We start from the raw sequence: 12,412 nt of genomic DNA, 5'->3' as shown, positions 1-12,412 counted from the left end.
TTTTACAGTCCGATCACTCTGGCCAGAACTGAATTTGCTTCTTTTATGTCATTTGTCCCGTGGATCAGTGCCCGTCCGTCTTGAAAAATAACGATTCTGAAGTCCTCGTACGCAATATGCAGCAGAAATTCATTTGCTTCCACTTTACCGATTTTCTTCAGTCGCTTGACAAGCTCTTCTTTATCCAGCCTCTTTAACGCTTCCGATCTGATTTGAACAGTGTCTCTTCCGCACAGCACGCTTGCTTTCGGTCTGTTTTCAGGCTGCAGATACGGGTATACGGGCTCCGTGCCGCAGGAAGGGCAATGATCCCGTTTGGTCTGATCCACATTTATGCTCATATTGGTGTTATTCCACACATCAAACGTGAAAAAGCGCCGATTTACGGCGGCATGATTTCCCGTCAGCAATTTCAGCGCCTCAGCCTGCTGATAAGCAGAGACGATATGAACCGCCGGAGATATGATGCCTGCTGTATCACATGTCGCTCCGCCCACGGGCATTTGCTCGAACAGGCAGGATAAACACGGCGTAACCCCCGGAATAATCGTCATACACATTCCCTGACTGCTGACACAGGCACCGTAAATCCAAGGTGTTTTCGTTTTCAGCGCCAGATCATTGATGACCATTCTCGTTTCAAAATTATCTGTCGCATCCACGATGCAATCCGCTTTTTCGATCAGCGGTTCGAGCGTTTCCGCGGTACCTTCCGCCGCGTAAGCTTCTATATGTATGTCACTGTTTACCGCCAAAAGACGCGCCTTGGCCGCCACGGCTTTCGGCAGTCGCTGTCTCGCGTCTTCTTCTGTATACAGCTGCTGTCTTTGTAAATTGCTCCATTCCACATAATCCCGGTCAATAATCGCCATACGGCCTGCTCCGGCTCTTGCCAGGCCCTCTGCCGCGGCTGTTCCGAGGGCTCCGGCCCCGACAATCAGGACACTGCTGTCAGCCAGCGACTTCTGCCCTTTTTCCCCTATCGGCTTAAATCTTGTCTGCCGCGAATAGCGCTCTTCCATCTGTATTGTCCCCTTGCAATTTTTATTTCCATCATACCATGTTTCTTCACAATCAGTCCTGATTTGAAGACTCGATATGTGCCAAAAGTCTGGTGTAATCATCCCGTGTGTTGATATTAGCGAACTCCTCCGGCGCGGCACCGATTTCTTCAGCCTGCACATAACAGACAGACAGCTGTTTCAGAGTGTCTGTCATTTTCAGCTTGTTTTGTGTAAGCTGATCCAAAAGCACCGCTTGCACCCGTTTATGATAAACCGCCACGAGAGGCTGCTCTCTGTTTTCACAAATTGGGATAACAGCGTCAAGATTTCCGGTCAGCTTCATTTCAAGCGCAGCCATCGTCTTTCTTGTCACGAGCGGTGTGTCACAGGATATGACCGTATATGTTTCGCCTTCTGTTTGTTTCATTGCCGTATAAATGCCGGCCAGCGGCCCCATTCCCCGAAACTGGGGCACATCGGCAAAAACATGCCTCTCTTTGTTTGATAAAAACGTTTTTATATGTTCAGGGCGGCTGATAATTACGGTTTCTCCGCTGCCGAAGGCTTTTTTCGCCTGTTCATAAAACATGCCGTCCTTCCATTTTGCAAAAGCTTTCGGTTCTCCGAATCTCCGGGAAGCTCCCCCTGCTAATATTACATTCACCCGTTTCATGTCATCTCTCTCCCATTCTGTATAAAAGCATAGCAAACGCCTCAGCCGAAATACAATAATTACAGTGCTTGTCTGTTTAATTAAGAGGAATAGCCGTCTGCCCTTTCCCATATTGTAGTGTTAACATCATGAGGGAGATGGTTCTTATGAAAATATCAGGTCCGTTTTTCCACGACACTTCTCAAGAGAACCTTTATTTGAAATCCGAACTTTCCAGATGCAGAAAATTAATTTCTGAATTTGAAGCAAGCTACTTTCATCAAAAAAACAATAAGCTGCAGCAGGAAAACGCCAATATTAAAGAACAGCTTCACAAGCTTTCTGGCGAATTGGAAGCCATGGCGCAAAAACACAAACAAACGAATGACACAGAACGTTCTTTGCATGAAATCAGGGCCGGACTGCTCGATAAAATCGTCATTCTGCAAGAACTGCTGCAGCAGGAAACGTTTCGGCGGAAAAATGAGATGGAAGAAAAACACCGGCTGCATCTCACAAATGTAAAATTTGAAGAAGAAAATAAAAACTTACATACCCGCATCCGCTCACTTGAGACCGCCATACAAACCGAACAGACTTCTCACGAAGATACGAAACGGCGTTTTCACGCCGCAGCAGAAGAAAATACCCGGCTGCACACACAAATTACAGAAAAGGAATATCAGCTCAAACATATTAAAATAGAAATTAATCATATGAGAGATCGAATACTAGAAACAAAAGAACGGCTTGTAGAAATAGAAAAAACGAAAGAAAAGTTATTTCAAGAAACCATTCTCTCATACAAAAGGCAGCTGGACGAAAGTGATGCTTGGATTGCCGGCCATTTTGCTGATATTGACAGCCGCACGGCTGAACCGGCAGAACAGGACCTGGAACTTCCTTCCGCTTCCGCCGGGACTGTTCAGGCAGAAGACTTGCTTAAAGCCGTCACCGAACAAGTCCTCTCCCTGCAAAAACAGTTTGCACAATCAGAGTCCCGTGATCAGTCGTTTGATGAAAAACTGGACGCGTTAAAAGAACGGGCTGATGAAGAAAAACCTTTCCAAAAATATGTCGTCAAGCTTGAAAAAAAGGCGGTAAAAGATACGTCACTTCCGCAGAACAAGCGGGAAAGCGCAAAAAAACTGCTTGAGTAACACAAGCAGTTTTTACTGTTTTATTCAGCAGCCGTATCATTTCCCGTTTCTGCTGTTTCCTGAGAAATTTCTCCCTCAAGAATATATTGGCCGCGGTATGGTTTTTTCACTTCAGGATACATTTTAATTAAGCTTTGCATAAAGGTTGTCATATTAGGAATTTCAAGGCCGCTTTCCTTTTCAATTTCCTTTTGCAGTTCTGAACTTTTGATTGCTGCATTGTGGCGTTTCAATGTTTTAATGGCTGCTTCGCGCAGTTTTGCCGCCTTTGAACCCGGTCTTGCCGTCCCTCTTCTTCTTCTAGTAGAACCGTCTGGAATGCCGGCTGGAAGAGTCGTAATAGACTGCATTTGCGGCTGGGTGGATTGAGGCTGTGTCTGCGGCTTTTGGTAGCTTCTCATTTCCTGTGCTGCAAGCTCTGCAAGCACTGGGAGAGAGTCACTTTTTTTCTCCGGACGAAACTCTTTTTTTGTATCGGACAGGCTGCCCGTATTGTCTAATTCTCTCAGTTTTGCATATATTTTATCACGTTCTATTTGATATTCACGAATGACTTTTACCTCTGCTTCGTTCAATTGTTCTAAACGTAAGCGCAGCGCTTCTCTTTCATTAAACATGTGTAAAACCCCCTGTCAAAAATTTAAACGCTTTTATTAAGATATTAGATTACAAAAGTAATTTTATCAACTATTATTTTATCATTTTACTATTTTATTTACTCTATGAAAAATTGCTTATTTTCTGAAAATGGTACTTTATATGCAAAAATCCCCTATCATATAGGGGATTCTGGGCAATGTTCCAATTTATTGAACCATTTCAAAATATAACTTAAAATTACTTGTTTAATGAAAATTAGCGTAATATCTACAATTTTCGACTATAATATGTAAAAGATAATGATATGGAGAAAACATGCGGTACAGCGTGTTTTCTCCTGTTTCTCTTTCGTTTTTACCGAAGCTCAACAAATCATTTATGACATTTTGGAATTTTTTATCCAATAAGCATAAAAAACCCTGCTGCCCAACTGCAAAGGACTTTCAGAACCAATACAAAAGACCGGCGGAGATTGTCCCGGTCACTCGGAAGCCTGCTCTGTTTCTGAAAGAATGCGGCTGATGCGTTTTTCAAGCATTGCCATCCCGCTTCCTCCCGCTTGAAAATGGCGGAGCTGTCCGGTTTTATCAAAAACGTAATAAGCCGGCACATACTCATTTTCAAACGCTTCAGTCAGCGAATGATTGCTGTCGATGTAAATCGGCTGAGAGATGCCGTGTTCAGCCGCTGTTTTCTTGATTTTTTTAAGGTCAAGATCATCTTCGGAACGGGGTATGTGAACGGCCGCCACATTCAAATGATCTTTATATTTATCACGAAACTCATTCACCTTCGGCTCGCTTCTTTACACATCTGGCAGCTGGCGGACCAGAAATGAATCAATGCCGGCTTCTCACCGACCAGCTGTTCCTTCGTGACTTCTCCGTTAAACCAGGCTTTAGCGCCTGTCAATTCAGGCATTTGCTGATGTAATTTCATCTTATGTCCCTCCGTTATCGATCAGAATTTAAAAAGGTCTGTGATTTTGTCTGTTTCCGAACGGATGAAAACGTTTTTTGTCCGGGCTTCCGGTTCGCAGGAGAAAGTTCGCCGTTTAGAACACTCAATGTTTTATCAACGTCACTGCCCGATGCTGTTGTGGGACATTCGCCCCCGGGAAACACTGCACCTTCTTCTTCAATTAACACGCCGAATTCCTCATATGCCATTCTCCCTCAAAAGTGTATGATTCAGCTGAATCCCCATGTTAAAATAAGATTGAAGATTCCCGTTCAATTACTATCTTCACAAAAATAATGATATAGAAACCGGTCAATATGCCAAACCCTGAATGTAAATAACTGGTTTCTAGTAAAAGGTTTATCTTATTGGAAAAACGGGTAAACCACTTTTGACTTTTCTGCAATAGACTTGAAAGGGAGACACCACTATGATTGATTTAAAACACTTTGATTGGGCCGGCCTTATCACCTCTGCCGGGATTTTCACCGTAAAGCTGGCTCTCATCATTTTAGCGTATTTTATTTTTCGGACGGCAGGCAAAAAGCTGATCAAGCATCTGTTTCAGAAATTCGAAAAACAGAACAACCTCTCTACGGGCCGCGCTTATACTTTGCGAAGCCTCGCGCTTAATGTGTACGGATACATACTGATTTTCGTTTTTATCGTGATGATATTGGATTTATTTCACTACAATCCGAGCGCTCTCATTGCCGGTGCCGGCGTGGTGGGCCTTGCAGTCGGATTCGGCGCTCAGGGGCTTGTCAGTGATATCGTTACCGGATTTTTTATCCTTTTGGAAAAACAGATCGATGTCGGTGATTATATTACAGTTGCAGGCTACAGCGGCATTGTCGAGCAGGTCGGTCTCCGTACGACGCAAATCAGGAGCTTTGACGGCACGCTTCATTATCTTCCCAACCGGGGCATCACGAATGTGAGCAATCATTCCCGCGGAACGATGCAGGCGCTTGTCGATATTAAGGTGCCGCTTGAAAAGAATCTCGATGAAACCATTCAGGTTCTGCAAACCGCGTGTGACAAAGCAGCCGCTGAGCTCCCGCAGATTAAGGAAGGGCCGGACGTCATCGGGGTTCAGGATTTAAGCACATCAGAAATGGTCATCAGAATCATTGCGAAAACAGAAAATATGGAGCAATGGCGGGTTGAACGCGTGCTGCGGAGAGAAATGAAAATCGCGCTCGACCGTTTTAAAAACGCCGCTTCCGGCGAATAAAAAAACCGAAGCATAAGCTTCGGTTTTTTCTTTTTAATGAAATTTTTTTTCTACTTCGCTGCAGATTTCGTCAGCGGTCATTCCGGAAGCCGTAATGACGGGAGCCTGAGTTGACGTATCGGCGATGCCTTGGACATTGCTGTCAAGTCCGGTTACGACACAGCAGTCACAATCCTTCGCATCCTCAGGAGTCTTCATCATCACTACGTCATATCCTTTTTGTTTTAACGCCTGTTCTACATCCGATAAAGATTGTTCAATTCCAATTTTTTTCGTCATATTGAACACCTCCGTTATGTAGAGTGCTCAATTTTTGTTAGATTATTCTTCTTTTCGGATTTAATTGGCATACTCCGAAAAATATCCGACCATGACATTGACTGCGGTTTCCATCGCGCCTTCATCCGGGTTCAGCTTTGCATGGTGAAGCCCGTGGGAAGAATCCGCTCCGAGCCAGAACATAAAGCCGGGATATTTTTTCAGCATATACCCGAAATCTTCTCCGGTCATCGCTTCTTTCGCCATTTTCACTTCTGCAAGATTATGATCTTTGACAAATTGCATAAATTCTTCGGTCAGGCCGCTTGTATTATAGACTTGATGATAAACGGACGGATACGTGACCTTCCCTTTGCAGCGGAAGCCGATTTCAATCCCTTTGACGAGTTCTTCAATCCGCTTTTTCACCATGCGCATTGATTCCTCAGAAAGCGTCCGGATCGTTCCTTCCAGATGAGCATGCTCTGCGATGATATTTTGCGCCGTGCCCCCGGTAATCGTTCCGATAGTAATCACCGCGCTGTCAAGCGGATCCGTATTTCTGGATATGACCGTTTGCAGCTGCGTGACAAGCGTGCTTGCGGCGACGACCATGTCGTCTGCTGTATGCGGATATGCCGCATGTCCGCCTTTCCCTTCAAGGTCGATGACAAGCTCACTTGTATTGGCAAATAGCAATCCGCTTTTGGTGGAGATTGTGCCCACCGGCAGCTCAGGTGCTATATGGAGGGCAGTGATCAAATCCGGCGTCCATTTTTTCAGCACATCGCTTTCAAGCATCGGTTCCGCTCCGCCGGGTCCTTCTTCAGCCGGCTGAAATAAAAAGAGCAGATCATGCTTGACCGGATGATGGACAAAATGATCAATAATGCCGAGTGCGATGGTCATATGCATGTCGTGGCCGCATGCGTGCATAAAACCGGGGTGTTCCGATGAAAACGGAAGTCCAGTCTGTTCTTCAATCGACAAAGCGTCTATATCCGCTCTGTAGGCAAGCATTTTTTCCGGAGCCGTGCCGTTGACTTTAACAAAGATGCCGGTTCTCCAAGTTTCGATTTCAATTCTTTCTTCCGGGTATTGGTTCAATATATTCAGCAGGTACTGCTGTGTTTTATATTCCTGAAAGCCGATCTCCGGGATGCGGTGCAGATCTCTCCGGATAGAAATGAGCCGCTCTTTTTCCATATGTATTCCTCCTTAAGATAAGAATAAGGCGTGGATTTTATCATCCACGCCCATTCTATCAAACCATTCCTTACAGCTGGCGTAATTCCTGTTTGATTTCTGTTTTGCCTTTTGTTTTTTCATCGATATCTTTGATTTTTTTCGCTGGTGTTCCCGCTACAACGGTATATGGCTCAACGTCGTTTACAACGATGGCTCCCGCAGCGACAACCGCGCCTTTACCGATTGTTACGCCTTCAAGAACAACCGCATTTGCGCCGATTACAACGTCGTCTTCCACGACAACAGGCTTAGCGCTTGGCGGCTCGATGACACCCGCTAATACAGAACCCGCTCCGATGTGGCAGTTTTTGCCGACAGTCGCGCGTCCTCCGAGCACAACGTTCATATCAATCATTGTGCCTTCGCCGATGACTGAACCGATATTAATAGACGCACCCATCATGATAACGGCATTGTCGCCGATTTCGACTTGGTCGCGGATAATAGCGCCAGGCTCGATGCGCGCTTTTACATCTTTCATGTCAAGCATCGGAATTGCAGAGTTGCGGCGGTCATTTTCAATGACGTAATCCTCAATTTTGTCTTTGTTTTCTTCAATTGCGGCTTTAATGTCAGCCCACTCGCCAAAAACGACGCCGGATTGGCCGTTTAGGAATGTTTTAGAGGAATCTCCAAAGCTGATTCCCTCAAGGTCGCCTTTTACATACACTTTTACAGGTGTTGATTTTGTACTATTTTGAATAAATGAAATAATTTCATTTGCATCCATCATTTTCATATGTATTGTCCTCCTCTGATTTTCTACCTCATTACTGTAACAAAGGAAGGATACAAAGACAAGAAAAAAAGGAACAAGCCTTTATTCCGCCGGCTGGCTGCACAGCGCGGCGAACTGTCTTCCGAAGTCCCGGAGCTCCTCTTCCTCGCTGCCTTCAGGATTGTTTTCAATTTTGACTGATGGCAGCGCCACCCGTCCTCCGCGGGCCGTGATCACTTTTTCCAATTCGTCCACCGCTCCGCAAAAAAACTCGTAGGACATATCACCGGAACCGAACAAAGCAAATGTTTTCCCCGCAAAATCCAGGTTTTCCATATCTTCAGCAATATCCAGCAATTCATCAGGAAGATCCCCGTCTCCCCAAGTATATGTCCCTAATAAGATGTGTTCGTAATCATTAAAAAGCTCGGCATCGATATCCATCGCTTCATATCTGTCTACTGTTGCTTCTGCTTCAATCAGCCCTTTTTCAATCAAATTCGCCATCGCTTCGGTGTTTTCTGACATTGTAGCATAAACAAGCAATACATTCCCCATCTTCGTCTCTCCTTTATGTATTAAAACTAATGTGCGAGCCGGGCCGCCTCATACGGTCTGACAAATTTACATTCGTAAAGGCCCGCGCAAAAAAAGCTTTCTTTCCGGTTGGCCACCCGCCATCCGTGACCGCGGATCGTATCAAACCATTTTAATTCACCGGCGGCGAAATCAGCTTGATAAATGCGCGAAAACCCGTGTTCGTCCTGTGACGAAGTGACATAAATAATACCGTTATCCTCGGAAACGTCGAGAAATGATTTTTCCCGTATGGCAGGTCCGGCTGAAATGGCAAACTCCTCTTCCGTCCGCACGTTTCGGACAGAAACCTCGCCCCGCTCTCCCTTCGCCGCACCTTTTGCCGCAATGAGCCAATCCTTCTGATACATGAGCATTGAGGCCGTCATGCGCTGCCTTTCACAGCTTATACGCCGGACGCGGTCTTTCGTCAGATCATACGCCCAAATGCCGCCATGATTCATATGAATCCGGGTGCCGATATAAATCGTCTTACCGTGCAAACAAAGCGAACGGATTACTGGCGGCTCCTTCAATTGTGAAAAGGGCTTGGCCACATGCCAAGTGACACCGAAATCATCAGATAAATAGAGGCAGTGCGTGCCGTGAGCACAGACAAACCCGTCATTCCGACCGGCAACAGCCCATACGGAGGCGCTGGTCGGAAAGCGGGATGCCGTCCAGGTCTTTCCCTGATCGGCCGATCTGAGGACGGCGCCTTTTTCTCCAGCTCCGAATATGTAAGGCCCGATGTAAGTCAGCACATGAATCTTGCTTTTCATCCGGTACAGCCGTTTCCAGCCTTCTTCCCCAGAAAAATGAAAAATGCCTTCGCCTTTTACAGCGACAAAATATCCCGAAGACACTGATGCCATGACAGCCGTCGCGCCTTTATGAAACATGGCACCGGTCTCCGTGGTGTGCGGCCCATGCAAGAAAACCGCGGACAAATTCTTTGCAGCATTCCTGATCTTCAGCCGTCTCAGGCGCCAGCTCAATTTTCAGCGTTTCCGGATATAAATTGGCGCCGGCCTTTTCAAACGCTTCGCAAAACAGCGTGACCGCTTCGCAAAACTTCGGATAGGCGTGGTCGCCTGAACCGAAACAAGCCGTTTTCAGTCCGTTGAGCTGGCGATGCAGAATATCTTCATAAAAATCTTCCGCTTCGTAAGGAAGATCACCGTCCCCCCATGTGTACGTTCCGACAAAAACATAATCATATGCTTCGAGAGAATCCGCATCTGCCTCATCCATGTCAAGACAGTCAATTGCAATCTGATGCTCACTCAGTGTTTCTTTTATAATGCCGGCAATATCCTCTGTATTCCCCGACATGCTTGCGTATATAATTAATGCTTTCTGCACATGATCACCCCGTAATTGATAATGATTTTCATTAACTTATACAATACTTTAAATGATAATGATTTTCATTGTCAATGAAAAATAAAAAAAAGACAGCATGATTACTGTCTCTTTTTAAAAAGGGCGTTCCTGTTTCAGCATATCTTTGACGACCGAAACAAAAGCCTGCACCTGTTTTAATTCAAATGCCGGCTCATAACCGAGCAGCCATGTATCACGGCCGATCGGATGATCCTTAGCATCAAGCAGGGGCATTTTATTTACTTTGTCTTCCTCTTCTAAGGTGACTGACGGCAGAATGGCATAACCGATCCCGTGCAGCGCCATCTGCTTGCACGTTTCAATCTGATCGACGAGGATCGTCTGTTTCGGCGAGGTTTTGAATTTTTGATGCCACCAATGCTGAATTTCCTGAAAATATGTACTGTCACTTTTGAACTGGATAAACGGCCGATCGGTATGGGCAATATCATCAATACAGGAAATTTCCGTATCGACCAAATATAAATGATCGGTCATTAAATAATCTTTTCGGCCTTTCCATTCCGGATTTCCCCGGATAATGCCGATATGTACCTGATCTTCATACAGACTTTTCAGCATTTCACTGCTCCACCCTGTAATGAGAGAAACTTTTGCGTTCGGATATCGCTCCACATATGTTTTTAACACTTTCGGAAGCCAGTGCTGCCCGATAATGGAGGCGACGGCAAGCTTCAATGTGCCGTGAATTTCTCCTTCAAGTTCATCAATATTTTCTCTTATTCTCTCTTGCCGATCCGTGACATCATTTGCAAATTGTATGATTTTTTCTCCTGCCGGCGTTACCGTAAGTCCTTTTTGAGATCTTAGAAAGATCTTTGTTCCCCAGGCTTTTTCAATGGTCTGCAATCGCTGGGACAGAGCCGGCTGTGACACGAATAACCGTTCGGCAGCCTTCCTCATGTTTAATTCCTCAGCTAAAACTACGAGCATATGAAGCTCTTGAAGCTGCATGTCGTCCTCCTTTTCAATGCCTTTTCGTATTTCTTATCTACCATTCTAATAAAATAAAGGCTGCCGAGGCAAGCATCACTCATATGTATGCGTTTTCTTTTTCTGGCATGCGAAGAACAAATAGGCTGATCGTGCGAGCCTACTTATTCAATGATCTGATATGGCTGCTTAACTGCTTTAACACGACTCTTCTCGTGAAAATGCCTTCAAAGCCGCCTTCATCATTTTCAACGCAGACAAAGCCGTTATTAATGACCATGCTGAACCCTTTGATAATCGGATCATTGATGTGGAGACGGGGAATGTCTTTCAGCATGACTTCCTCAACCGTAATTTGATCCAGCTTCTCAAACTCAATCCGTTCAAGTCCGAAAATGCTGTTCATAATCATATTTGTCCCGATCAAACCGTGCAGACGGTACGAAGCGTCCAGGACGGGAATGGCGGTATAGCCGGTTTTTGTGAGCACTAAAAGAGCATGCTCAAGGTTGTTTCCGACTTGTACGTGCGCCACTTTATCCGCCTCAATCATAAATTGTCCGACTGTTGCATCAAGAAGCTGATCTGATTGTAAGCTAATCATGTCACTTCGACCCCTTTACATTTTTCATCAAAACATGTATTCCCTATATCGCAATAATATAAACATTATCATTTTTTGTTGAAAAGTTTCCGTCAATAAAAAAGATACTCTTTGCAATCGAGTATCAATTTATAGGCCGCTGATTAATTTTCGTTCCGAAAACGGTCATAAAGCGTGACGAGTTTTTTATAAGTGGTTCCATCAACGCTTTTTGACCCTGCTTCTATATCGTTGATTTCGCTGGTCAAAAGCTCAATGGCATATTCATGATTGATCAGGATATTCAGCAGAAGTTTTTGTTCTTCTTCCGTAAATCGTTCACCGATAAGACTCATACGTAATCAGGCCCCCTATTTTTTACTGAATACCTCTGAAAGCAAAGTGTAATTTACTTTCAGCTCTACCGCTAGAATAAGTAAACAGAAAAAAATCGTCAACCGCATAATTCGACATTTTGCGGATTCTGTATGAAATATTATTTTGTGTAACGATTGGCATAACTGAATGCTGTGCAGGAATCGGGCTTGATTTTCGCTTCAATGCCCATCGAGGTAATGCGTCCGGTCATTTCTTGTATCAACTCTTTTGTAAGTCCTTTTCGGCCGATATCCAGATGCACTTCAAATGTAAGATCCGCCCCTTCATCCGCGAAAGGCAGGAGCAAATCTGTAAGTTCCATAAAGCGCCCGTCGAGAATATGCGCAGCCATCTCCTGGCTGAATGCGGTTTCCAGCGAAATTTTTTCGCGAAGGCTATGTATCGGTCTTGCAAGATCGTGATTTTTCAAACAGCCCCAAGCTCCCTTGCCTGTGCGGTGCAAGTGTATAGCCGTAATAAACTTTGTGAACTCGCGGTAAACTTGTGAATCGGTCCCTACAGACAGCACGTATGCTGAACGGGGGTCTTGATTGACAAAGCGTTTCAGCCGCTCCATCACGTCTTGAAAGGTCATTTGTGCTTCAGAAAGATTATAAAACAGAAAAGAATCAGCCATGTACGGACACTCCTCTTTCCAGAATCTACAACCAAATTCGAACAAGCACGTTCCTTTGCAT

Annotated in this window: 15 protein-coding genes and 2 pseudogenes; 2 read left to right on the top strand and 15 right to left on the bottom strand. The window is 45.0% G+C overall.

The window, feature by feature from the left end:
- Positions 1 to 2: 2 nt before the first annotated feature.
- Positions 3 to 1,022 (bottom strand): molybdopterin-synthase adenylyltransferase MoeB, encoded by a 1,020-nt coding sequence (locus BAMF_RS28160; protein ID WP_013352091.1) that lies wholly within the window; start codon positions 1,020 to 1,022, stop codon positions 3 to 5.
- Between the two features lie 52 nt (positions 1,023 to 1,074).
- Positions 1,075 to 1,677 carry a molybdenum cofactor guanylyltransferase gene (locus tag BAMF_RS28155; RefSeq protein ID WP_013352090.1) on the bottom strand — a complete coding sequence of 201 codons (603 nt, stop codon included), beginning with the start codon at positions 1,675 to 1,677 and terminating at the stop codon, positions 1,075 to 1,077.
- A 146-nt stretch (positions 1,678 to 1,823) separates the two neighbouring features.
- Here BAMF_RS28155 and BAMF_RS28150 point away from each other — a divergent pair, with 146 nt between their 5' ends.
- Positions 1,824 to 2,816 (top strand): coiled-coil domain-containing protein, encoded by a 993-nt coding sequence (locus tag BAMF_RS28150; RefSeq protein WP_013352089.1) that lies wholly within the window; start codon positions 1,824 to 1,826, stop codon positions 2,814 to 2,816.
- A 20-nt stretch (positions 2,817 to 2,836) separates the two neighbouring features.
- On the opposite strand, the gene rok is transcribed toward BAMF_RS28150, so the two are convergent.
- The 3 genes and pseudogenes from rok to BAMF_RS28135 form a co-directional block, all read right to left on the bottom strand.
- A complete protein-coding gene (rok, locus tag BAMF_RS28145; RefSeq protein ID WP_013352088.1) occupies positions 2,837 to 3,433 on the bottom strand; it encodes a transcriptional regulator Rok in 597 nt (198 codons plus the stop codon).
- 464 nt (positions 3,434 to 3,897) lie between these two features.
- Positions 3,898 to 4,355, bottom strand: a pseudogene (locus tag BAMF_RS28140) (redoxin domain-containing protein).
- Between the two features lie 14 nt (positions 4,356 to 4,369).
- Positions 4,370 to 4,573: pseudogene (locus BAMF_RS28135) on the bottom strand (peroxiredoxin); the annotation flags it as partial.
- Between the two features lie 233 nt (positions 4,574 to 4,806).
- Between BAMF_RS28135 and BAMF_RS28130 the strand changes: the two are divergent.
- Positions 4,807 to 5,613 carry a mechanosensitive ion channel family protein gene (locus BAMF_RS28130; protein WP_013352085.1) on the top strand — a complete coding sequence of 269 codons (807 nt, stop codon included), beginning with the start codon at positions 4,807 to 4,809 and terminating at the stop codon, positions 5,611 to 5,613.
- A gap of 33 nt (positions 5,614 to 5,646) precedes the next feature.
- Here the strand turns inward: BAMF_RS28130 and BAMF_RS28125 are convergent, their stop codons facing one another.
- From BAMF_RS28125 to BAMF_RS28080, 10 genes are all read right to left on the bottom strand, one after another.
- Entirely contained in the window at positions 5,647 to 5,892 is a 246-nt protein-coding gene (locus BAMF_RS28125) for a YkuS family protein (RefSeq protein WP_013352084.1), read from the bottom strand.
- Between the two features lie 60 nt (positions 5,893 to 5,952).
- Entirely contained in the window at positions 5,953 to 7,077 is a 1,125-nt protein-coding gene (locus BAMF_RS28120; RefSeq protein WP_013352083.1) for an N-acetyldiaminopimelate deacetylase, read from the bottom strand.
- A gap of 70 nt (positions 7,078 to 7,147) precedes the next feature.
- On the bottom strand, positions 7,148 to 7,858 hold the full coding sequence (gene dapD / locus BAMF_RS28115) for a 2,3,4,5-tetrahydropyridine-2,6-dicarboxylate N-acetyltransferase (protein ID WP_013352082.1): 711 nt from the start codon (positions 7,856 to 7,858) through the stop codon (positions 7,148 to 7,150).
- Positions 7,859 to 7,939: 81 nt separating this feature from the next.
- A complete protein-coding gene (locus BAMF_RS28110; RefSeq protein ID WP_013352081.1) occupies positions 7,940 to 8,395 on the bottom strand; it encodes a flavodoxin in 456 nt (151 codons plus the stop codon).
- Between the two features lie 26 nt (positions 8,396 to 8,421).
- Entirely contained in the window at positions 8,422 to 9,315 is an 894-nt protein-coding gene (locus BAMF_RS28105) for a WD40/YVTN/BNR-like repeat-containing protein (protein ID WP_013352080.1), read from the bottom strand.
- A complete protein-coding gene (locus BAMF_RS28100; protein WP_013352079.1) occupies positions 9,305 to 9,778 on the bottom strand; it encodes a flavodoxin in 474 nt (157 codons plus the stop codon). The genes BAMF_RS28105 and BAMF_RS28100 overlap by 11 nt, the downstream gene beginning before the upstream one ends.
- A gap of 114 nt (positions 9,779 to 9,892) precedes the next feature.
- Positions 9,893 to 10,774, bottom strand: coding sequence for a transcriptional regulator CcpC (ccpC, locus tag BAMF_RS28095; RefSeq protein WP_013352078.1), 882 nt, complete (start codon positions 10,772 to 10,774; stop codon positions 9,893 to 9,895).
- A 139-nt stretch (positions 10,775 to 10,913) separates the two neighbouring features.
- Positions 10,914 to 11,357, bottom strand: coding sequence for a cyclic-di-AMP-binding protein CbpB (gene cbpB / locus BAMF_RS28090; protein WP_013352077.1), 444 nt, complete (start codon positions 11,355 to 11,357; stop codon positions 10,914 to 10,916).
- Positions 11,358 to 11,500: 143 nt separating this feature from the next.
- Complete coding sequence (gene abbA / locus BAMF_RS28085; RefSeq protein WP_013352076.1) at positions 11,501 to 11,692, bottom strand: antirepressor AbbA; 192 nt, start codon at positions 11,690 to 11,692, stop codon at positions 11,501 to 11,503.
- Positions 11,693 to 11,832: 140 nt separating this feature from the next.
- On the bottom strand, positions 11,833 to 12,351 hold the full coding sequence (locus BAMF_RS28080) for a ribonuclease H-like YkuK family protein (RefSeq protein WP_013352075.1): 519 nt from the start codon (positions 12,349 to 12,351) through the stop codon (positions 11,833 to 11,835).
- Positions 12,352 to 12,412: the final 61 nt, after the last annotated feature.

Origin of the sequence: Bacillus amyloliquefaciens DSM 7 = ATCC 23350, from assembly GCF_000196735.1 — a bacterium.
In the GTDB taxonomy this organism is placed as follows: Bacteria; Bacillota; Bacilli; order Bacillales; family Bacillaceae; genus Bacillus; species Bacillus amyloliquefaciens.
Note: the sequence above shows the minus strand (reverse complement) of the source record. Positions and strands in the feature narration are given on the sequence as shown.

Bases quoted from the DNA above. Each gene is read 5' to 3' on its own strand.
- BAMF_RS28160 (WP_013352091.1), bottom strand. From the start codon at position 1,022: ATGGAAGAGCGCTATTCGCGGCAGACAAGATTTAAGCCGATAGGGGAA.
- BAMF_RS28155 (WP_013352090.1), bottom strand. From the start codon at position 1,677: ATGAAACGGGTGAATGTAATATTAGCAGGGGGAGCTTCCCGGAGATTC.
- BAMF_RS28150 (WP_013352089.1), top strand. From the start codon at position 1,824: ATGAAAATATCAGGTCCGTTTTTCCACGACACTTCTCAAGAGAACCTT.
- rok (WP_013352088.1), bottom strand. From the start codon at position 3,433: ATGTTTAATGAAAGAGAAGCGCTGCGCTTACGTTTAGAACAATTGAAC.
- BAMF_RS28130 (WP_013352085.1), top strand. From the start codon at position 4,807: ATGATTGATTTAAAACACTTTGATTGGGCCGGCCTTATCACCTCTGCC.
- BAMF_RS28125 (WP_013352084.1), bottom strand. From the start codon at position 5,892: ATGACGAAAAAAATTGGAATTGAACAATCTTTATCGGATGTAGAACAG.
- BAMF_RS28120 (WP_013352083.1), bottom strand. From the start codon at position 7,077: ATGGAAAAAGAGCGGCTCATTTCTATCCGGAGAGATCTGCACCGCATC.
- dapD (WP_013352082.1), bottom strand. From the start codon at position 7,858: ATGAAAATGATGGATGCAAATGAAATTATTTCATTTATTCAAAATAGT.
- BAMF_RS28110 (WP_013352081.1), bottom strand. From the start codon at position 8,395: ATGGGGAATGTATTGCTTGTTTATGCTACAATGTCAGAAAACACCGAA.
- BAMF_RS28105 (WP_013352080.1), bottom strand. From the start codon at position 9,315: ATGTTTCATAAAGGCGCGACGGCTGTCATGGCATCAGTGTCTTCGGGA.
- ccpC (WP_013352078.1), bottom strand. From the start codon at position 10,774: ATGCAGCTTCAAGAGCTTCATATGCTCGTAGTTTTAGCTGAGGAATTA.
- cbpB (WP_013352077.1), bottom strand. From the start codon at position 11,357: ATGATTAGCTTACAATCAGATCAGCTTCTTGATGCAACAGTCGGACAA.
- abbA (WP_013352076.1), bottom strand. From the start codon at position 11,692: ATGAGTCTTATCGGTGAACGATTTACGGAAGAAGAACAAAAACTTCTG.
- BAMF_RS28080 (WP_013352075.1), bottom strand. From the start codon at position 12,351: ATGGCTGATTCTTTTCTGTTTTATAATCTTTCTGAAGCACAAATGACC.